This is a genomic window from Streptomyces sp. DvalAA-43 (genome assembly GCF_900091725.1).
Lineage (GTDB): Bacteria > Actinomycetota > Actinomycetes > Streptomycetales > Streptomycetaceae > Streptomyces > Streptomyces pulveraceus.
Map to the genome: position 1 here is coordinate 32,653 of NZ_FMBW01000017.1, position 20,638 is coordinate 53,290.

The window sequence follows — 20,638 nt, forward strand, 5'->3', positions numbered from 1 at the left end:
AACGCTACGTGGGCAGATCGAGACCGGTCTTGTACGTTCTTGCACGTTCACGCTGGTACGCGCCGGGTGGCACCCCCACGATCCGGGTGAAGTGACGGTTGAGATGCGGCTGATCGGTGAAGCCGACCTCGGCGGCCGCCTCCGCGGGTGCCGCCCCCGCGTCGAGCATCCGCCGCGCCGCCCGCACCCGGGCATCGGTGAGCCAGGCGTGGGGCGGCATCCCGTACTGCTTCTTGAAGGCCCTCAGCAGCGCGAACGGGCTGGTGCCGAGCTCCGCCGCCAGCGCCTCCAGGGTGGGCGGCGTCGCCATCCTGCCCTCCAGCACCGCACGTGCCCGCGCCGCGTCGCGCGCGCCCGCCGAGCGGGGTGCGCGGGCGTGCAGCGTGCTGCCGTGCCGGCTGAGCAGCCGCGTGACCATGATCCGCAGCAGGGTGTCGGCGGCGAGTGCGTTGCCCTCCTCGGCCGCCCGGTGGACCTCGTCGATCAGCCGGGCCGCGTACGGGTCCACGACGCTGGTCTCGGCGAATCCGACCGTGCCGCGCAGGCTCGTCGTCTCGGCCGCGATGTCGTTGACCACCTGCGAGGACGGGTACAGCGTGGCGTACACCCACCCCTCGGGCACACCCGCGCGGGCCGTGTGCGGAACCTCCGGGTTGATCATGACGACGGTGCCGGGGCCGGCGTGGACAGTGCCGCCCGGCAGCCCGACATCCTCCACCCCGCGGCTGATGGTGCCGAAGACGTAGCCCTCGTGGCTGTGGCGCGGGAAGGTGTGACGCACATACCGGGCACGGAGCAGATCGAGGTCGGGCAGTTCCGCGTACTGCCAGTACCTCGCCCACTCCCTCGATCCCGACTCCGGTATCGCCCCCATGGATAAATTCTCGCAGCTCCGGGGCGGGTCCGCCGACGGCCGTCGGGGCCGTTGTCAGTGGCGGGGTGCACGATGGGGGACATGGCCGGCTCTGCGCTCGATTCGTTCTCACCCGCGACCCGCGGCTGGTTCGCGGGTGCCTTCAGCGCGCCCACCGCCGCGCAGGAGGGTGCCTGGCGCGCGATCGGCGAGGGCTCGGACGTGCTGGTCGTCGCACCGACCGGTTCCGGCAAGACCCTGGCCGCCTTCCTCGCCGCGCTGGACGCCCTGGCGTCCGTACCGCCGCCCGCCGAGGCCAGGAAGCGCTGCCGGGTGCTCTACGTGTCGCCCCTGAAGGCGCTCGCGGTCGATGTCGAGCGCAACCTCCGGTCTCCGCTGACCGGCATCCGCCAGGAGTCGGTGCGTCTGGGGCTGCCCGAGCCCGAGGTCCGGGTGGGGATCCGCTCCGGCGACACCCCGCCCGCCGAGCGCCGCTCGATGGCGACCCGGCCCCCGGACATCCTGATCACCACGCCCGAATCACTGTTCCTGATGCTGACCTCCTCCGCCCGGGAGGCACTGTCCGGTGTCGAGACGGTGATCCTCGACGAGGTGCACGCCGTGGCGGGAACGAAGCGGGGCGCCCACCTCGCCCTGTCGCTGGAGCGCCTCGACGAGCTGCTGCCGCGTCCCGCACGGCGGATCGGCCTGTCGGCGACGGTCCGTCCGGTCGACGAGGTGGCGCGCTTCCTCTCGCCCCGGCGCAAGGTGGAGATCGTCCAGCCGCCGTCCACCAAGCGGTTCGACCTGTCGGTGGTGGTGCCGGTCGAGGATCTGGGCGAGCTCGGCGGTTCCCCCGCCACCGACCCCGACCAGGCGGGACAGGCGGACAAGCCGTCGATCTGGCCCCATGTCGAGGAACGGATCGTCGATCTCGTCCAGCGACACCGCTCCACCATCGTCTTCGCCAATTCCCGCCGCCTCGCCGAACGGCTGTGCAACCGCCTCAACGAGATCGCGTACGAGCGGCTCACCGGCGAGACGCTCACCGAGTCCCACTCCCCCGCCGAGATCATGGCCGAGTCCGGTGCGGCGAAAGGCGCCCCCGCACTGCTCGCCCGCGCCCACCACGGGTCGGTCTCCAAGGAACAGCGCGCCCAGGTCGAGGAGGACCTCAAGGCGGGCCGGCTGCCGGCCGTCGTCGCCACCTCCAGTCTGGAGCTGGGCATCGACATGGGGGCGGTCGACCTCGTGATCCAGGTGGAGTCACCGCCCTCGGTCGCCTCCGGCCTGCAACGGGTCGGCCGGGCCGGACACCAGGTCGGTGCGGTCTCCACCGGCGTGGTCTTCCCGAAGTACCGGGGCGATCTGGTGCAGGCGGCCGTGGTCACCGAGCGGATGCGCGAGGGCTCCATCGAGGCGCTCCGGGTCCCGTCCAACCCGCTGGACGTCCTGGCCCAGCAGCTGGTCGCCATGGTCGCGCTGGACAGCTGGCAGGTGGACGACCTGCTGGCGACGGTCCGCCGCGCCGCCCCCTTCGCCTCGCTGCCCGAGTCCGCGTTCACCGCCGTGCTGGACATGCTCGCCGGCCGCTACCCCTCCGACGCCTTCGCCGAGCTGCGCCCACGCGTGGTCTGGGACCGGGTGGCCGGTACGGTCACGGGCCGCCCGGGTGCGCAGCGGCTCGCCGTCACCTCCGGGGGCACGATCCCCGACCGGGGGCTCTTCGGGGTCTTCCTCGCGGGCGCCGACCCCAAGAAGGGCGGCGGCCGGGTCGGCGAGCTCGACGAGGAGATGGTCTACGAGTCCCGGGTCGGCGACGTCTTCACGCTCGGCACCACGTCCTGGCGGATCGAGGACATCACCCGCGACCGGGTCCTGGTGTCGCCCGCCCCAGGCATTCCCGGCCGGCTGCCGTTCTGGAAGGGCGACCAGCTGGGCCGCCCGCTGGAGCTGGGGCGTGCGCTGGGGGCGTTCCTCCGCGAGATCGGCGGACTGTCGCCCGACGACGCCCGGGAACGCCTGCTCGCCGCCGGTCTCGACACCTGGGCCGCCGACAACACTCTGTCGTACATCGACGAACAGCGCCGTGCCTGCGGCCATGTGCCGGACGACCGGACCATCCTCGTCGAGCGTTTCCGTGACGAGCTGGGCGACTGGCGGGTCGTGGTCCATTCCCCGTTCGGCGCGCAGGTGCACGCACCGTGGGCGCTGGCGCTCAGCGCCCGCCTCGCCGAACGGTACGGCATGGACGCCCAGGTGATGCATGCCGACGACGGCATCGTGCTGCGGCTCCCCGACGCCGACCTGATGGGCCTGGACCTCCTGGATTTCGATCCCGCGCAGGACCTCGCCCAGGGGCCGGCCCAGGATCCGTCGCCGCTGCCGGGCCTCTCGTACGACGCCGATCAACCCCCCGTCGGCGCCGCGGACGTGACGTTCGATCAGGGCGAGATCGGCCAGATCGTCACCGACCAGGTCGGCGGTTCGGCGCTGTTCGCCTCCCGGTTCCGCGAGTGCGCGGCCCGCGCCCTGCTGCTGCCGCGCCGCAGCCCCGGCAAGCGCACCCCGCTCTGGCAGCAGCGCCAGCGCGCCGCGCAACTGCTCCAGGTCGCATCGGAGTTCGGCTCCTTCCCGATCGTCCTGGAGGCGGTCCGCGAATGCCTCCAGGACGTCTTCGACGTCCCCGGGCTCACGGAACTCATGGGCGACCTCGAAGCACGCCGCATCCGGCTCGTCGAGGTGACCACCCCGGAGCCCTCACCCTTCGCGCGCTCGCTCCTGTTCGGCTACGTCGCCCAGTTTCTGTACGAGGGCGACTCGCCCCTCGCCGAGCGGCGCGCCGCCGCCCTCTCTCTCGACTCCCATCTCCTGGCAGAGCTCCTCGGCCGGGCGGAGCTCCGCGAGTTGCTCGACGCGGACGTCCTGACCGAGCTGGAGCAGGAGCTCCAGTGGCTGACCGAGGACCGCCGGATCAAGGATGTCGAAGGCGTCGCCGACCTCCTGCGGGTCCTCGGCCCGCTCACCGACGAGGAGTTGGCGGAGCGCGGCGCCGACTCGTCGTGGGCGGCGGAGCTGTCCGCGGCCCGCCGTGCCATCCGGGTCCGGATCGGCGGCGCGGACCACTGGGCCGCGATCGAGGACGCGGGCCGTCTGCGCGACGCGCTGGGCACCGCCCTCCCGGTCGGTGTCCCCGAGGCGTTCACCGAGCCGGTGAAGGACCCCCTGGGCGATCTCCTCGGCCGATACGCCCGAACGCACGGCCCGTTCACCTCCACCGGGGCCGCCACCCGCTTCGGCCTCGGCACCGCTGTCACGGACGGGGCACTGCAACGGCTCTCCGCCTCCGGCCGGATCGTGCAGGGCGAATTCCATCCCGCCGGAATCGGCCAGGAGTGGTGCGACGCCACCGTGTTGCGCCGGTTGCGCCGCCGTTCGCTCGCCGCGCTCCGCCACGAGCTGGAGCCGGTCCCTCCCGCCGCGCTGGCCGGCTTCCTCCCTCAGTGGCAGCACCTCGGCAGCAACAGCCTGCGCGGAATCGACGGACTGGCCCGCGCCATCGAGCAGTTGCAGGGCGCGCCCGTCCCGGCTTCGGCGCTGGAGAAGCTGATCCTGCCGGGCCGGGTCACGGACTACACCCCCGCGCTGCTCGACGAGCTGACGACCACCGGCGAGGTCGTCTGGGCCGGCGCCGGCGCGCTCCCGGGCAAGGACGGCTGGCTGTCGCTCTACCTGTCCGACAGCGCGCCCCTGCTCCTCCCGCCCCCGCACCCGCTGGAGCTCAGCGCCTTGCACCAATCCGTCCTGACGGCCCTGAGCGGCGGATACGGACTGTTCTTCCGGCAGATCGCCGATCAGGTCCGCGCCACCACGCATCCGGACTGCACCGATCCGCAACTGGCCGACGCCGTGTGGGAGCTGGCCTGGTCGGGCCGGCTCACCAATGACACGCTCGCCCCGCTGCGTTCGCTCCTCGGCTCCGGCCGCACGGCGGGGTCGACCGCCCACCGCGCCAGACGCAGCGTCCCGCGCGGGCGCTACGGCTCACTGACCGCCGCCGCCCGCCCCGCGTCCCGCACCGGCCCGCCCACCGTCTCCGGCCGCTGGTCCCTGCTGCCCGCCACCGAGCCCGACCCCACACACCGCGCCCATGCCCTGGCCCGCACGCTGCTCGACCGCCATGGGGTGGTGACCCGCGGCGCGGTCCAGGCCGAGGGCGTCGAAGGCGGCTTCTCCGCGACATACCGCGTCCTGTCCGCCTTCGAGGACAACGGACAGGCCCGGCGGGGCTACGTAGTCGAAGGGCTGGGCGCGGCACAGTTCGCGATGGACGGCGCGGTGGACCGGCTGCGTGCCACGTCCACCGCCCGCGACCGTACGGAGCCGGGCACCGCGCCCCGCGCCCTGGTCCTCGCAGCGGCGGACCCTGCCAACGCCTACGGCGCGGCCCTGCCCTGGCCCGAGCCGCCGGACGGCGCCGGGCACAAGCCGGGCCGCAAGGCGGGCGCCCTGGTCGTGCTGGTCGACGGCGAGCTGGCGATGTACATGGAGCGCGGCGGCAAGACACTGCTCGCCTGGCCCACCGACCCGGACGACCCGGCCCTCCTCGCCGCGGCCGGGGCGCTGGCGGCGGCCGCCCGCGCGGGGGCGCTCGGCACGGTCACGGTGGAACGCACCAACGGCGCCCCCTCACTGACCTCCCCGCTCGGCCGCACGCTGGAGGCGGCCGGCTTCCTCGCCACCCCGAGGGGGCTCCGGCTACGCGCCTGAACCCCCGGCACACCCTCCACGTACGCCGCACCCCACCACGCGCACCCACACACCACCCCATCTCACGCACCCACCCCCAACGCACACCTCCACCCCGCACCCCCACCCACCGCACGCGCCACCCCACCCGCACCCACTCCCCTACACCGCCCCACCCCGCATCATGGAGGCATGCCCGAAGGAGACACCGTCCTGCAGACGGCCGGACGTCTGCGCACCGCGCTCGCCGGTCAGGTCCTCACCCGCTCCGACCTGCGGGTGCCCCGCTTCGCCACCGCCGACCTCACCGGACGGACGGTTCTGGACGTCGTCCCGCGCGGCAAGCATCTCCTCACCCGCGTCGAGGGCGGCCTCACCCTGCACAGCCATCTCCGGATGGACGGCGCCTGGCGCGTCTACGCCCCCGGCGAGCGCTGGCGCGGCGGCCCCGCCCACCAGATCCGCGCCGTCCTCGCCAACGCGGAGCACACCGCGGTCGGCTACCGACTGCCCGTGCTCGAACTCCTCCGCACCCGGGACGAGGCGAAGGCGGTCGGCCATCTCGGCCCCGACCTGCTGGGCCCGGACTGGGACCCCGACACCGCGCTGCGCAATCTGCTCGCCGTCCCCGGCCGCCCCCTCGGCGAAGCCCTGCTGGACCAGCGGAACCTGGCCGGAATCGGCAATGTCTACAAGTCCGAGCTCTGCTTCCTGGCCCGCGCCACCCCCTGGCTCACCGTCGGCGACCTGGCCGCCCTCACCGCCACCCGCCTGGTCACGACGGCCAAGCAGCTGCTCGAAGCCAACCGCGACCGCCCCCTGCGGACGACCACGAGCACGGCCCCGCGCGGCCCCGCCCCGAAGGAACGGCTCTGGGTCTACGGCAGGAGAGGCCGCCCCTGTCTGCGCTGCGGCACCCCCATCCGCACCGCCGACCAGGACTCCCGCCCCACCTACTGGTGTCCGCGCTGCCAGTCGGGCCCCACGCACTGAGTGCCGAGCCGCCACGACAGTTGACGCTTCGTCAGATCCAGTCGTACCGTCCGGTCATGTCCCTCACCGCGTACGACCTCACCGGCCGCTCCGCGTTCGTCACCGGCGCGGCAGGCGGCATCGGCCGAGCCTGCGCCGCCCTGCTCGCGACCGCGGGCGCCACCGTGCACTGCGCGGATCTCGACGAGGAGGGCCTGCTGGAAACCCGGCGACTGATCACCGAGGCGGGTGGCGCATCCCACGTCCACCTCCTCGATGTCACCGACCGCAGCCGGGTTGGCGCCGCGGTGAGCGAGGCGGGCGACCTCGACATCCTGGCCGCCGTCGCCGGAATCATGCATACGAGCAGCGTCCTGGAGACCTCGGACGAGGATCTCGACCGCGTCCTCGCGGTCAATTTCAAGGGTGTGCTGTACACCTGCCAGGAGGTGGCCCGCTCCATGATCGCGCGCGGCGCCCCCGGCTCACTGATCACCATGGCCTCGGGAGCCGTCGACTCCGCCGGGCCGGGGCTGCTCTGCTACAGCGCGGCCAAGGCGGCGGTCGTCCAGCTGACGAAGACACTGGCGACCGAACTGGGGCCGCATGCGATCCGCGTCAACGCCGTCGCCCCGGGCTGGATCCGTACGCCCATGACCGCCCGCCACGACGCGGACCGGCAGCAGCGGGTGGAGGCGACGATGGCGCGGATCTCCCCGCTCGGGCGGGTGGGCGAGCCCGAGGACGTGGCCCACACCGTGCTCCATCTCGCTTCCGACGCTTCGGCCTTCATGACCGGCCAGATCCTCCGCCCGAACGGCGGCGTAGCCATGCCTTGGTAGCCCGTCGCCCCCGCTCCGCACATCGGGACCCGGCGGCCACCCAAGGACCCGCCCAACGGCCCGCCCACCGCATCCCGGCCGCGGACCACCGGGCCGCACCCACGCCCCCGCCGCCCGCCGCCGACCCGGCAGTCGCGGCCGCATGCACGGGCAGCAGGCTCAGCCCCCACCCACCTGCCGCCACCGCACCCTCGACAAACCCCGCATGGGCCGGTTCCAGCACGAGCCGCAGCACGGCCCACCACCACACCCCGCCGAGAACGAGCGCCGGCACCCATCGCCGTACCATGGCTGCCTCCTCCGGCCGAACCTAGTGCGGCGCGCTCGCCCGGCGGGAGGGCGCATCGGCGCACCACCGGCGCGATAGGCGCGGCCACAGACCATCGCACGCTCACCCGGGGCTCCCGGGCACACCGCGCCGGATCGTGAACCGGCTCCAGCGGGGAGCTCTCCGGCGCAGGACCGGACACGCGATCGCGCCGCGATCCCACCGGCCGGCATTCCGCTCTCCGCAGTCTCGCCCGGCATCACCCGGTCCGCATCCAGAACGAGCGGCGCCACGGCGCCACCGGGCCCCCACGTTTCGCGTGGGGGCCCGGTGAACGCGGTCAGTGCTCGTCGCGGCGCAGCGAGTCCTTCATGCCCTTCGTGCGCTCCTCGGCGCTGCCCATGGCTTCCTTGGCCTGGCCCTTGGCCTGGTCCGTCTTGCCTTCGGCCTGCTTGCGCCGGTCGCCGGTCATCTTGCCCATGGCTTCCTTGGCCTTGCCCTTGAGCTTGTCCTTGGCGCCTTCGTCAACCATTGCGACTCCTTCGGGTAGGGGAACGTTCCTGACGTTCAGCACGAACCACGATGGCACAAATAGAACAAAACAGTCATCCGGGAGTCACCTGATCCGATGATCCGAGCGGACCGCCGAAACGTGCGAACCCTCGAAACCTACGGGCCGCCGCAGCATGCGGACCGTCGAAACATGCAGGCCGCCGAAAGCATCCGGCCCCAGCCACTCCCCTCCCCACCGGGCGCACGAAAAAGCCCCGGCCGTCCCCTCAAGGGGACGACCGGGGCTCCACTGCCCACCGGACCGCAAGGGTCAGGCGGCGACGACATCCACCGCTTCCGTGGGCGCCTTGATGGTCACCCGACCCGACGGCACACCTGCCACCGACGTCACGGAGACGGAATTGAGCATCGGGCGCACCGGCACAGGCACCGGATCGCTGGCTGCTGCCGACTCGGCCAGTTCGGCCAGCGACAGCTCATCGCTCACTTCACGCATGAGCTCGGACATCCGTACGTCAAGCGCGTCGCAAATGGCGGAGAGCAGCTCGGAGGATGCCTCCTTCTGCCCCCGCTCCACCTCGGAGAGATAGCCGAGCGAGACTCGGGCGGACGAGGAGACTTCGCGCAGAGTACGGCCTTGGCGCTGGCGCTGCCGACGCAGCACGTCACCAAGCAGGCGACGGAGCAGAATCATCGGTGGCTCCCTCCTCGGACCGCGTAGCCGCATCCTTCACGCCCCACCGTACCGCCTCGCGCCGCGGCCGTGCGGGGAGCGATGTCGTGTTCACTCAGGGCTGCAAACATCAATTCCCCCCGTTCTGCTCCGTATCCTGTGCCCTTGCGTTCCTGCCGAGTTCGGCGGAGAGCAGCTCGAGCACGCTCCGTACGCTCTCTCTACGGATGTCCGCCCGTCCACCGTTCAACCTCAGCCGGGCCATATTCTCCACGCCGTCCGGCCCGGCCACCGCCACGTAGACCGTGCCCACGGCCTTGCCGTCCTGCGGCTCGGGGCCCGCGACACCCGTGGTGGCCATGCCCCAGTCCGCCCCGAGAACGCGGCGCACACCGGCTGCCATCTGCCGCGCCACCTCCGGGTCGACCGCACCGCGCTCCGCCAGCAGAACGCCGTCCACACCCAGGACGTCCCGCTTCAGGGGCGTCGCGTACGCCGTCACGGAGCCCCGGAAGGACTGCGAGGCACCCGGCACGGACGTCAGCTCCGCCGCGACCAGACCGCCGGTCAGCGACTCGGCGACGGCAAGGGTCTCCCCCCGCCCCACGAGCAGCTCCAGCACCCTGGCCGCGGCGGTCACCGCTCGGCCTCCGCCGCATCGCGGCTTCCCGCGGCTCCCGCGGCCGCCGCGGCACGCTCGGCCGCGAGCCCCTTGCGACGCAGCACGACGGCCTGGCGCACATAGTCGAGGCCGGTGACGACCGTCAGCACGACGGCCACCGCCATCACCCAGAAGCGCAGGGTGGCGAGCGGACCGGTCAGCGCGAGGACGTACATCCCGACGGCCGTCCCCTGCGCCAGGGTCTTCATCTTGCCGCCGCGACTGGCCGGAATCACCGCATGCCGTATCACCCAGAAGCGCATCAGCGTGATGCCGATCTCCCGGAAGAGGATCACGCCCGTGACCCACCAGGGCAGATCACCGAGATACGAGAGACAGATCAGCGCCGCGCCCATGATCGCCTTGTCCGCGATCGGGTCGGCGATCTTCCCGAAGTCGGTGACCAGGTTGTAGGTGCGCGCCAGATGCCCGTCGAACAGGTCGGTGATCATGGCGACGGCGAAGGCCGCCCAGGCGAACGACCGCCAGGCCGGGTCGTACCCGCCGTTGTGCAGCAGCAGCAGCACGAAACCGGGCACCAGCACCAGCCGCAGCATGGTGAGCAGATTGGCGATGTTCCACAGGCTGGCCTGATTGACGGCCGCAGTGCCCAGCTTGCCGCCGCGGACCGGCTTCGCGCCGGTGCCGCCTGCCGCGGATGCCGGGGCTCCCGTCATCTGGCTGCCTCCACGAGCTCGGAACACTCGGCCACCAGATCCACTCCTTCGGTGCCCACGACCTTTGCCTCGACCATAAGGCCGGGTACGAGGCCCTCGCGTGTGGTGAAGAGCACCTGGCCGTCCGTCTCGGGTGCCTGGTGCGCCGCACGCCCCACCGCGCCGTCCTCGTCGTCCACGGACTCGACGAGGACCTGGAGCGTCTCGCCCAGGCGCTCCTCGGCGCGCTGCGAGGTCAGCTCCTCGGCCAGCTGCGAGATGTGCGCGAGCCGCTCGGCGATGACGTCGGCGTCCAGCTTGTTCTCGTAGCCGACCGCCTCGGTGCCCTCCTCGTCGGAGTAGCCGAAGACGCCGATGGCATCGAGCCGGGCGCCGGTGAGGAAGCGTTCCAGCTCCGCCAGATCGGCCTCGGTCTCGCCGGGGAAGCCCACGATGAAGTTGGAGCGGGCACCGGCCTGCGGCGCCTTGTTCCGGATGGTGTCCAGCAGCTCCAGGAACCGGTCGGTGTCGCCGAAGCGGCGCATCGCCCGCAGCACACCGGGGGCCGAGTGCTGGAAGGACAGGTCGAAGTACGGCGCGACCTTCGGCGTCGAGGTCAGCACGTCGATCAGGCCGGGCCGCATTTCGGCCGGCTGGAGGTAGCTGACCCTGATCCGCTCGATGCCCTCGACGTCGGCGAGCTCCGGCAGCAGCGTCTCCAGCAGCCGGATGTCACCGAGGTCCTTGCCGTACGAGGTGTTGTTCTCGGAGACCAGCATGACCTCCTTGACGCCCTGCTCGGCCAGCCAGCGGGTCTCCTGCAGCACGTCCGAGGGGCGCCGCGAGATGAAGGACCCGCGGAAGGACGGGATGGCACAGAAGGAGCAGCGGCGGTCGCAGCCGGAGGCGAGTTTCACCGAGGCGACGGGGCTGGTGCCCAGCCGGCGGCGCAGGGGTGCCCGCGGGCCGGAGACCGGGGCGACGCCCTCGGGAAGATCCTCGGGGGCCGGAGCGGCCTCCTGCGCGTGGCCCGGCAGGGCCACGGCCGCGTCCTGCCGCTCGGCCGGGCTGATCGGCAGCAGCTTGCGGCGGTCGCGCGGGGTGTGCGAGGCGTGGATGCCGCCGTTGAGGATGGTCTGGAGGCGGTCGGAGATGTCGGCGTAGTCGTCGAAGCCGAGGACGCCGTCCGCCTCGGGCAGGGCCTCGGCGAGGTCCTTGCCGTAGCGCTCGGCCATGCAGCCGACGGCGACCACGGCCTGGGTCCTGCCGTGGTCCTTCAGATCATTGGCTTCGAGCAGGGCGTCGACGGAGTCCTTCTTGGCGGCCTCGACGAATCCACAGGTGTTGACGACGGCGACATCCGCGTCGGAGGCGTCCTGGACGAGCTCCCAGCCGTCCGCTGCCAAGCGGCCTGCGAGCTCCTCCGAGTCCACCTCGTTACGGGCGCAGCCAAGAGTGACAAGGGCGACGGTACGGCGTTCGGGCATGGGCTCAAGACTACTTTGTCCCGGCACTCGCCCTGCCGCGCAGGGTTCCACCGTTACACCGAGTAATAAATACGGCGAGCGCCCGGCGGATTCGCCGGGCGCTCGCCATGTCGTCCATGCCGCAGAAGGAAACGGTGCGTGTACGGGTCAGCCGACCGCCGGGTCGCCCTTCGTGTACGAGAGCCGCTCGACCTGGCCGGGCTGGAACTTGTCCTCGACCTTCTTTCCGTTCACGAAGAGCTCGATCGAACCGGCGTCCCCGAGGACGAGGTCGACGCGCTCCTGGTCCTGGAAGGTCTTCGTCTGGCCCTGCTGCAGCAGACCGTCGAAGAGCAGCCGCCCGTTGTGGTCCTTGGCGGAGATCCAGCTCTTGCCCTGGTTGGCGTTGAGCCGGACCGTCACCTTGTCCCTGGGGGCTGCGGCGATGGCGCTGTCGGAGGGCGCCGGCTTGGGGTCGACGGGCTTGTCGGACTTCGGTGCGGCACTCTTCTTGTGCGGTGCGGGGCCCTCCGCGACCTGGGTGGCCGCGGGGCTGTCGTCGCCGCCCTTGAGGAACGTGAAGCCGACGAAACCGACGACGGCGACGATCGCCGCGACCATGGCCGCCGTCCAGTTGGGCCGACGGGGTTCGGAACGGATTCTCTCGGCCTCGAACAGCGGCGCCGCAGGCGTGGGTGCGGGACGGCCGCCGTGGTCCGCGTCGTACTGCGAAATCAACGGCTCCGGATCAAGCGCGACGGCGCGCGCCAGCGTACGGATATGGCCGCGCGCGTACACGTCGCCGCCGCAGCGGGAGAAGTCGTCCTCTTCGATCGCGTGCACGATGGGGATGCGCACCCGGGTGGACGAACTGATCTCTTCGACCGTGAGACCTGCGGCGATACGAGCCTGCTGGAGCACTCGACCGATCGAAGGCCGGTCGTCTTCGGGGGAGTTGCCGATGGACACGGGGGCGCCTTTCGAGCGTGAGCCACCTGCTGGGTGTTCAGTCTAGGGGTGGTACGAAAGGGTGGGGCAACCGGGAGGAAGGACTTTGCCCTCCATCGGAATCGAACACCGTCCGATTCTCCGGACCGTCCCGGGAAGGACAATTCTGCCGCCCTTCCTCCCAAGTTGACGTACGACCCGGCGAAACGGTTGCCCCTACTTCACCTACGGGGCGGATTCCCCGCGGATCAGTGCCAACACGCCGTCCAGCTCGTCGGGTTTCACCATGACGTCGCGGGCCTTGGATCCCTCACTGGGACCGACGATGTTCCTCGACTCCATCAGGTCCATCAGCCGGCCGGCCTTGGCGAAGCCGACCCGCAGCTTGCGCTGGAGCATCGAGGTGGACCCGAACTGGGTGGAGACGACCAGTTCAGCGGCCTGGCAGAGCAGATCCAGGTCGTCGCCGATGTCCTCGTCGATCTCCTTCTTCTTGGCGGTGCCGACCACCACGTCCTCGCGGAAGACCGGTGCCATCTGGTCCTTGCAGTGCTGGACGACGGCCGCGACCTCGTCCTCGGTGACGAAGGCCCCCTGCATACGGGTGGGCTTGTTCGCCCCCATCGGCAGGAACAGTCCGTCACCCTTTCCGATGAGCTTCTCGGCACCGGGCTGGTCGAGGATGACCCGGCTGTCGGCCAGCGACGAGGTAGCGAAGGCCAGCCGGGAGGGCACGTTCGCCTTGATCAGACCGGTGACCACGTCCACCGAGGGCCGCTGGGTCGCGAGCACCAGATGGATACCGGCGGCACGGGCCAGTTGGGTGATCCGGACGATGGCGTCCTCCACATCGCGCGGAGCGACCATCATCAGGTCGGCGAGCTCGTCGACGATCACCAGCAGGTACGGATAGGGCGAGAGCTCGCGCTCGCTGCCCTCCGGCGGCTTGACCTTGCCCTTGCGGACGGCCTGGTTGAAGTCGTCGATGTGCCGGTATCCGAACGCGGCGAGGTCGTCGTACCGCAGGTCCATCTCCCGCACGACCCACTGGAGTGCCTCGGCGGCGCGCTTCGGGTTGGTGATGATCGGCGTGATCAGGTGCGGGATGCCCTCGTACGCGGTCAGCTCGACGCGCTTCGGGTCGACCAGCACCATCCGTACGTCGTCCGGGGTCGCCCGCACCATGACCGAGGTGATCAGGCAGTTGATGCAGGACGACTTGCCGGAACCGGTCGCACCGGCCACCAGCACGTGCGGCATCTTCGCCAGGTTGGCCATCACATAGCCGCCCTCGACGTCCTTGCCGAGCGCGACCAGCATCGGGTGGTCGTCCTCGGCGGCGTCCGCCAGGCGCAGCACATCGCCGAGGTTGACCATCTCCCGGTCGGTGTTGGGGATCTCGATGCCGACCGCGGACTTGCCCGGGATCGGGGAGATGATCCGGACGTCGGGGCTGGCGACGGCGTAGGCGATGTTCTTGGCGAGGGCGGTGATCCGCTCGACCTTCACGGCGGGGCCGAGCTCCACCTCGTACCGCGTGACCGTCGGTCCGCGGGTGAAGCCGGTGACGGCGGCGTCGACCTTGAATTCGGTGAAGACGTTCGTCAGCGCGGCGACGATGGCGTCGTTGGCGGCGCTGCGGGTCTTGCCGGGGCCACCGCGCTCCAGCAGGTCCAGCGAGGGCAGCGAGTAGGTGATGTCGCCGGACAGCTGGAGCTGTTCGGCGCGGGCCGGCAGCGGCTGCGACTGCGAGTCGGGCACGGGCTTCGTCAGATCGGGTACGCCGCCCGAGGGCGCGGGCTGCTTCCCTCCTGTGGAGGCTCCGCCCTCCCGGGCACCCGGCACCGGCGTGCCCTGGCGTTCGCGCTCGACGGAGACGCCCTGGGTGAGGTCGGCGACGATCGGCGAGGGCGGCATGCCGTTGAGCACGGCCCCGTCGAGGGCGGCGGCCGCGGCGGCCGCCACGTCCACCGCGTCCATGGTGCGGTTCATCGCGGGCTGCACGGAGGGCCTGCGCGGCCGGCGGCGCTTGGAGAGCGCCTCGACCTCGGCCTGGTCGGGGTCGTACTCGTCGGGCACTTCGGAGCGGCGTGCCGAGGAGCGGCGGGAGCGGGCGGGGAGCTGCTCGCGCCACTGCTCCTCGTAGCGCTCGTCGTCGTTCTCCTCGTCCGCCTCGGGGTCGTACTCCGGGTGGAGCAGGCCCAGCCTGGTGCCGAGCAGCCGGAGCCGTTGCGGGATGGCGTTCACCGGGGTGGCGGTGACGACCAGCAGCCCGAAGACGGTGAGCAGCAGCAGCAGCGGTACGGCGAGGACCTCGCCCATCGTGTAGACCAGCGGCTTGGAGGCCGCCCAGCCGATGAGCCCGCCCGCGTTCTGCATCGCCGTGGTGCCGTCCTCGCGGCCGGGCGATCCGCACGCGATGTGGACCTGTCCGAGCACCCCGATGACGAGGGCGGAGAGCCCGATGACGATGCGGCCGTTGGCCTCGGGCTTCTCCGGGTAGCGGATCAGCCGCACGGCGATGGCGCCGAGCAGTATCGGTACGAGGAGGTCGAGCCGGCCGAAGGCCCCGGTGACGAGCATCTCCACGAGGTCGCCTACGGGCCCGCGCAGATTCGACCAGGTGCCCGCGGCGACGATCAGCGCGAGGCCGAGCAGCAGCAGCGCGACGCCGTCCTTGCGGTGGGCGGGGTCGAGCCCCTTGGCACCACGGCCTATGCCGCGGAACGTGGCTCCGACGGCGTGGGCCGTGCCGAGCCAGACGGCGCGCGCCAGGCGGTAGACACCGCTGGTGGGCGACGGGGCGGGCTTGAGCGGGGCCGCCTTCTTCGCCGCCGCCTTCTTGGCGGGGGCCTTCTTCGCGGGCGCGGTCTTCTTCGCGGGCGCGGCTTTCTTGGCCGGCCCCGCGGTACGGCCGACGCGCTTCGCGGTGCCCGCCGTGCCCTGGGAACCCTTGCCGGACGTACGTGAGGCCATGGTGCCGAGGTTACCGGTGTCGACGGCTGTGAACACGTGCGCCTGCCGCTTCACCCGTCCGTGTCGCTGTACAGAGGCGGCGAACTGACGCGACCTCACGGCCGGGCGCAGCTCACGCGGGTCGCCGAGCGGCCGGGCGGAAGGGGCAGTTGGGCCTGGGCTCCGGGCAACCACCCGTCCCCGGCCGGACATCGCACCGCCCGACCGCCACCGAGGCGTGGCGAGGGCACGGCCGCGACGTTACGAGGGCAGGGTGGCCGGACCGCTTCCGGTGCCGGGCTCCAGGGCGTCGAGCGCCCGGCGCAGCCCGGTCAGCTTGCGCTCCAGATGGGCGGCGGTGGCCACCGCCGCGGCGTCCGCCGACTCGTCGTCGAGCTGCTTGGAGAGTGCCTCGGCCTGCTCCTCGACGGCCGCGAGCCGCGCCGAGAGCTCGGCCAGCAGCCCGGCGGGCTCCTTGTCGTGGTCCGGGCCGCTTCCGTCGCCCTCCAGCTGGAGCCGCAGCAGCGCCGCCTGCTCACGCAGTTTGCAGTTCTTCATGTACAGCTCGACGAAGACCGAGACCTTGGCCCGCAGCACCCACGGGTCGAACGGCTTCGAGATGTAGTCCACCGCGCCCGCCGCATAACCCCGGAAGGTGTGATGCGGACCGTGATTGATCGCGGTGAGGAAGATGATCGGGATGTCCCGGGTCCGTTCCCGCCGCTTGATGTGCGCGGCGGTTTCGAAACCGTCCATGCCTGGCATCTGGACGTCCAGCAGAATGACCGCAAAGTCGTCCGTGAGCAGCGCTTTGAGCGCTTCCTCCCCTGACGATGCCCGGACCAGTGTCTGATCGAGCGCAGAGAGGATGGCCTCCAGCGCCAGCAGATTCTCCGGCCGGTCATCGACCAGGAGGATCTTGGCCTTCTGCACCATGGCCCGTCCTCCTCGCCCCGGAATTGCACCGGTCGCCGCCCCAGGGGACGACTCCCTTACGCCGTCCGTCCTTGTGCCGGTCATCGTAGCCGCACCCCGCCCGTCGACACACCCTGTCACCGCGATGTCACTGTGCACACAGCAGAAACGCGGCGGGAGACCAGAAGGTTCCCCGTATGGCGCCCTCTCACACCCGGGTGAGCACAGTCGATCAGCAACTCATCGCGACTCTCTCGACCAAATGATCATTCTCCGCGCATCCACTGTTCCATCACGGAAAGAAGATGATCAGGGTCGACAGGCTTGGTGACATAGTCGGAAGCACCGGATTCGATCGCCTTCTCCCGGTCGCCCTTCATCGCCTTCGCCGTCAACGCGACGATCGGCAGCCCGGCGAACTGCGGCATCCTGCGGATCGCCGCCGTCGTGGCATAGCCGTCCATCTCCGGCATCATGATGTCCATCAGCACGACCGTCACATCGTCGTGCTGTTCCAGGACTTCGATGCCCACGCGCCCGTTCTCCGCGTACAGCACCGACAGCCCGTGCTGCTCCAGCACGCTGGTGAGCGCGAAGACATTGCGGATGTCGTCGTCGACGATGAGCACCTTCTCGCCGCGGAACCGGAACGTCCTGCGGACTTCCGGTTCCTCCTGTCCGGCGAGCGCCCACGGCTCCTGCGGAGCGGACGGCGCGGCGCTCCGGGGCGGCAGCGCGGGCCGCCGCTCCGCGCTCTCCAGGCTCTTGCGGCGCCGCCGCATCAGACCTGACGCACCGGCCGACCCCGACCCCGCCTCCGCCGGATCGACACCCGCACCGCCCTCCGGCAGCCGCCCTTCCTCGACCGTGGCGCCATGGGCCTCGATCGGCCCGGGACCGATCTGCGGGTATCCCTGCGGCGGCAACTCGCTCGGGTGCAGCGGCAGATACAGCGTGAACGTCGAGCCGCGGCCCGGCTCGCTGGCCGCGTGGATCTCGCCGCCCAGCAGCCGGGCGATCTCCCGGCTGATGGACAGCCCGAGCCCCGTACCGCCGTACTTGCGACTGGTCGTGCCGTCCGCCTGCTTGAACGCCTCGAAGATCACCAGCATCTTGCTGGACGCGATCCCGATACCGGTGTCGGTGACCGAGAACGCGATCAGGTCGGCATCCGCGTCCCGCAGCGAGCCGGCCTCCAGGAGCTGTTCCCGGATGGCGTTCGGCACATCCTCGTTGGCGTGCCGGATCACCAGCTCGACCGCCCCGCTGTCGGTGAACTTCACCGCGTTGGAGAGCAGATTACGCAGCACCTGCAACAGCCGCTGCTCGTCCGTGTGCAGCGTCGCGGGCAGTTCCGGCGAGACCCGTACGGAGAAATCGAGCCCCTTCTCCGCGGTGAGCGGGCGGAATGTCGCCTCCACATAGTCCACCAGCTGGACCAGCGCGATCCGGGTCGGACTGACGTCCATCTTACCCGCCTCGACCTTCGTCAGATCGAGAATGTCATTGATCAGCTGAAGAAGATCGGAACCGGCCCCGTGGATCGTCTCGGCGAACTCCACCTGCTTCGGCGAGAGATTGCCCTCGGCATTGTCCGCGAGCAGCTTGGCCAGAATGAGCAGCGAGTTGAGCGGTGTACGCAACTCGTGCGACATGTTCGCCAGGAACTCGGACTTGTAGCGCATCGAGACCGCGAGCTGTTCGGCACGCTCCTCCAGAACCTGCCGGGCCTCCTCGATCTCGGTGTTCTTGACCTCGATATCGCGGTTCTGCCGGGCCAGCAGTTCGGCCTTCTCCTCCAGCTCGGCATTGGACGCCTGGAGCGCCTTCTGCCGGTTCTCCAACTCCTGTGAACGGTCCCGGAGTTGCGCCGCCAGCTCCTGCGACTGTTCGAGGAGTTTCTCGGTCTTCGTATTGACGCTGATGGTGTTGACGCTCGTCGCGATCATTTCGGCGAGCTGGTTGAGGAAGTCCCGCTGGATATGGGTGAACGGCTGGAACGACGCCAGCTCGATCACACCGAGGACCTTGCCCTCGAAAAGCACCGGCAGCACGATCACGTGCGCGGGCGGCGCCTCCCCGAGCCCGGAGGAGATCTTCAGATATCCCGGCGGAACGTTGTCCACCTGAATGGTCCGCTTCTCCTCGGCGGCCGTGCCGATGAGCGTCTCGCCCGGCCGGAAGGACGTCGGCATGGAGCCCGCCGAGTATCCGTAACTGCCCCTCATGCAGAGCTCGTACGAACCGTCCTTGTCACTGTCCGAGCCCACCGCGGCGGTGTCCCCGATCGGCATGGCCAGGAAGAACGCACCGTGCTGCGCGGACACGACCGGCGTCAGCTCGCTCATGATCAGTGAGGCCACGTCGTCCAGGTCGCGGCGTCCCTGCATCAGACCGGAGATCCGGGCGAGGTTGCCCTTGAGCCAGTCCTGTTCCTTGTTGGTCGCCGTGGTGTCGCGCAGGTTGGCGATCATGGTGTTGATGTTGTCCTGGAGGGCCTGGATCTCGCCGGCCGAGTCCACATCGATCTTCAGATTGAGATCGCCACGGGTCACCGCGGTGGCCACGGCCGCGATGGCCCGCACCTGACGGGTGAGGTTCCCGGCCATCTCGTTCACCGACTCGGTGAGGTCGCGCCAGGTGCCGTCGACGTCCCGGACCCGGGCCTGACCGCCCAGCTGCCCCTCCGTACCCACCTCGCGGGCCACCCGGGTCACCTGCTCCGCGAAGGAGGACAGCTGGTCGACCATCGTGTTGATGGTGTTCTTCAGCTCCAGGATCTCGCCACGCGCATCGATGTCGATCTTCTTGGTGAGGTCGCCCTTGGCGATGGCGGTGGTGACCGCGGCGATCTGGCGCACCTGACCGGTCAGATTGGACGCCATCGAGTTCACCGACTCGGTGAGGTCCTTCCACGTACCGGAGACCCCGGGCACCCGCGCCTGGCCGCCCAGCTCGCCCTCCGTGCCCACCTCTCGGGCGACCCGCGTCACCTCGTCGGCGAACGAGGACAGCGTCGTCACCATCGTGTTGACGGTGTCCGCGAGCTCCGCGACCTCGCCGCGCGCCTCGACGGTCACCTTCTTCCGCAGATCGCCGTTGGCGACCGCCGACGAGACCCGGGAGATGTTCCGCACCTGACTGGTCAGGTTGTTGGCCATCAGGTTGACGTTGTCGCTGAGGTCCTTCCAGATGCCGGTCGCCCCCGGCACCCGGGCCTGGCCGCCGAGGATGCCCTCGGTACCCACCTCACGGGCGACCCGCGTCACCTCGTCGGCGAAGTTGAGCAGTTGGTCGACCATCGTGTTGACGGTCGTGACCAGTTCGAGGATCTCGCCCCTGGCATCGACGGTGATCTTCTTGGAGAGATCGCCGTTGGCGACCGCGGTGGTGACCTCGGCGATGTTGCGGACCTGCAGGGTCAGGTTGTTCGCCATGCCGTTGACGGACTGGGTGAGGTCCTTCCACGTACCGGACACCCCCTGCACCTCGGCCTGACCGCCGAGGATGCCCTCCGTACCCACTTCGCGGGCGACCCTGGTCACCTGCTCGGCGAAGTTCGAGAGCTGGTCGACCATGGTGTTGATGGTGTTCTTGAGCTCCAGGATCTCGCCACGCGCATCCACGTCGATCTTCTGGGACAGATCACCGCGCGCCACCGCCGTGGCGACCTGCGCGATGTTACGGACCTGAGCGGTGAGGTTGCCCGCCATGCCGTTCACCGAATCGGTCAGATCACGCCACACCCCGGCCACGCCGGGCACCTGCGCCTGCCCGCCGAGCCGCCCGTCGGTGCCGACCTCACGGGCGACCCTGGTCACCTGTTCCGCGAAGGCGGAGAGCTGGTCGACCATGGTGTTGATGGTGTTCTTGAGCTCCAGGATCTCGCCACGCGCATCCACGTCGATCTTCTGGGACAGATCACCGCGCGCCACCGCCGTGGTCACCTGGGCGATCTGCCGCACCTGCGAAGTCAGGTTCCCGGCCATGAAGTTGACGGAATCGGTGAGCTCCTTCCAGGTACCGGAGACGCCGTCCACCCGGGCCTGGCCGCCGAGGCGGCCCTCCGTACCCACGTCACGCGCCATCCCCGTCACCTGGTCGGCGAAGCTGGAGAGCTGCGCCACCATCGTGTTGACGGTGTTCTTCAGCTCCAGCATCTCGCCC

General features: G+C 70.6%; 14 protein-coding genes. 3 read left to right on the plus strand and 11 right to left on the minus strand.

Translation table 11 applies throughout. The annotated features are described in order from the left end of the window. Positions 1-4: 4 nt before the first annotated feature. Positions 5-874, minus strand: coding sequence for an AraC family transcriptional regulator (locus tag GA0115234_RS03685; RefSeq protein ID WP_093539377.1), 870 nt, complete (start codon positions 872-874; stop codon positions 5-7). An 81-nt stretch (positions 875-955) separates the two neighbouring features. On the opposite strand from GA0115234_RS03685, the gene GA0115234_RS03690 reads away from it, so the two are divergent. The 3 genes from GA0115234_RS03690 to GA0115234_RS03700 all read left to right on the plus strand — a co-directional run bounded on the left by GA0115234_RS03690 (position 956) and on the right by GA0115234_RS03700 (position 7,416). Further along, complete coding sequence (locus GA0115234_RS03690) at positions 956-5,623, plus strand: Lhr family ATP-dependent helicase (protein ID WP_093539378.1); 4,668 nt, start codon at positions 956-958, stop codon at positions 5,621-5,623. A gap of 171 nt (positions 5,624-5,794) precedes the next feature. Further along, complete coding sequence (locus GA0115234_RS03695) at positions 5,795-6,595, plus strand: DNA-formamidopyrimidine glycosylase family protein (protein ID WP_093539379.1); 801 nt, start codon at positions 5,795-5,797, stop codon at positions 6,593-6,595. Positions 6,596-6,651: 56 nt separating this feature from the next. Next, entirely contained in the window at positions 6,652-7,416 is a 765-nt protein-coding gene (locus tag GA0115234_RS03700) for an SDR family NAD(P)-dependent oxidoreductase (protein ID WP_093539380.1), read from the plus strand. Here the strand turns inward: GA0115234_RS03700 and GA0115234_RS43195 are convergent. The 10 genes from GA0115234_RS43195 to GA0115234_RS03750 form a co-directional block, all read right to left on the minus strand. Further along, the gene (locus GA0115234_RS43195; RefSeq protein WP_093539381.1) at positions 7,364-7,705 is read right to left on the minus strand and encodes a hypothetical protein; all 342 of its coding nucleotides are present in this window, start codon (positions 7,703-7,705) and stop codon (positions 7,364-7,366) included. The two genes, GA0115234_RS03700 and GA0115234_RS43195, sit on opposite strands and share 53 nt — an antisense overlap. Before the next feature lie 319 nt (positions 7,706-8,024). After that, positions 8,025-8,216: a CsbD family protein gene (locus GA0115234_RS03710; RefSeq protein ID WP_093539382.1), complete on the minus strand. Its 192-nt coding sequence runs from the start codon at positions 8,214-8,216 to the stop codon at positions 8,025-8,027. A gap of 291 nt (positions 8,217-8,507) precedes the next feature. Further along, positions 8,508-8,891, minus strand: coding sequence for a helix-turn-helix domain-containing protein (locus GA0115234_RS03715; protein WP_093539383.1), 384 nt, complete (start codon positions 8,889-8,891; stop codon positions 8,508-8,510). 109 nt (positions 8,892-9,000) lie between these two features. Beyond that, positions 9,001-9,510: a CinA family protein gene (locus GA0115234_RS03720; RefSeq protein ID WP_093539384.1), complete on the minus strand. Its 510-nt coding sequence runs from the start codon at positions 9,508-9,510 to the stop codon at positions 9,001-9,003. After that, a complete protein-coding gene (gene pgsA, locus GA0115234_RS03725) occupies positions 9,507-10,208 on the minus strand; it encodes a CDP-diacylglycerol--glycerol-3-phosphate 3-phosphatidyltransferase (RefSeq protein WP_093539385.1) in 702 nt (233 codons plus the stop codon). The genes GA0115234_RS03720 and pgsA overlap by 4 nt, the downstream gene beginning before the upstream one ends. Beyond that, on the minus strand, positions 10,205-11,674 hold the full coding sequence (gene rimO, locus GA0115234_RS03730; RefSeq protein WP_093539386.1) for a 30S ribosomal protein S12 methylthiotransferase RimO: 1,470 nt from the start codon (positions 11,672-11,674) through the stop codon (positions 10,205-10,207). Before rimO ends, pgsA begins: the two co-directional genes overlap by 4 nt. A gap of 147 nt (positions 11,675-11,821) precedes the next feature. Further along, positions 11,822-12,622 (minus strand): helix-turn-helix domain-containing protein, encoded by an 801-nt coding sequence (locus tag GA0115234_RS03735; protein ID WP_093539387.1) that lies wholly within the window; start codon positions 12,620-12,622, stop codon positions 11,822-11,824. A gap of 204 nt (positions 12,623-12,826) precedes the next feature. Beyond that, the gene (locus tag GA0115234_RS03740; RefSeq protein WP_202553322.1) at positions 12,827-15,577 is read right to left on the minus strand and encodes a DNA translocase FtsK; all 2,751 of its coding nucleotides are present in this window, start codon (positions 15,575-15,577) and stop codon (positions 12,827-12,829) included. A 240-nt stretch (positions 15,578-15,817) separates the two neighbouring features. Then, positions 15,818-16,492 (minus strand): response regulator, encoded by a 675-nt coding sequence (locus tag GA0115234_RS03745; RefSeq protein WP_093539388.1) that lies wholly within the window; start codon positions 16,490-16,492, stop codon positions 15,818-15,820. 245 nt (positions 16,493-16,737) lie between these two features. Then, on the minus strand, positions 16,738-20,638 hold a 3,901-nt coding region (locus GA0115234_RS03750), incomplete at its 5' end, for a HAMP domain-containing protein (protein ID WP_093539393.1).

Excerpts from the sequence above, each read along its gene's own strand:
- GA0115234_RS03690 (WP_093539378.1), top strand. The coding sequence starts at position 956 with ATGGCCGGCTCTGCGCTCGATTCGTTCTCACCCGCGACCCGCGGCTGG.
- GA0115234_RS43195 (WP_093539381.1), bottom strand. The coding sequence starts at position 7,705 with ATGGTACGGCGATGGGTGCCGGCGCTCGTTCTCGGCGGGGTGTGGTGG.
- GA0115234_RS03700 (WP_093539380.1), top strand. The coding sequence starts at position 6,652 with ATGTCCCTCACCGCGTACGACCTCACCGGCCGCTCCGCGTTCGTCACC.
- GA0115234_RS03745 (WP_093539388.1), bottom strand. The coding sequence starts at position 16,492 with ATGGTGCAGAAGGCCAAGATCCTCCTGGTCGATGACCGGCCGGAGAAT.
- GA0115234_RS03715 (WP_093539383.1), bottom strand. The coding sequence starts at position 8,891 with ATGATTCTGCTCCGTCGCCTGCTTGGTGACGTGCTGCGTCGGCAGCGC.
- pgsA (WP_093539385.1), bottom strand. The coding sequence starts at position 10,208 with ATGACGGGAGCCCCGGCATCCGCGGCAGGCGGCACCGGCGCGAAGCCG.
- GA0115234_RS03740 (WP_202553322.1), bottom strand. The coding sequence starts at position 15,577 with ATGGCCTCACGTACGTCCGGCAAGGGTTCCCAGGGCACGGCGGGCACC.
- GA0115234_RS03685 (WP_093539377.1), bottom strand. The coding sequence starts at position 874 with ATGGGGGCGATACCGGAGTCGGGATCGAGGGAGTGGGCGAGGTACTGG.
- GA0115234_RS03695 (WP_093539379.1), top strand. The coding sequence starts at position 5,795 with ATGCCCGAAGGAGACACCGTCCTGCAGACGGCCGGACGTCTGCGCACC.
- GA0115234_RS03710 (WP_093539382.1), bottom strand. The coding sequence starts at position 8,216 with ATGGTTGACGAAGGCGCCAAGGACAAGCTCAAGGGCAAGGCCAAGGAA.
- rimO (WP_093539386.1), bottom strand. The coding sequence starts at position 11,674 with ATGCCCGAACGCCGTACCGTCGCCCTTGTCACTCTTGGCTGCGCCCGT.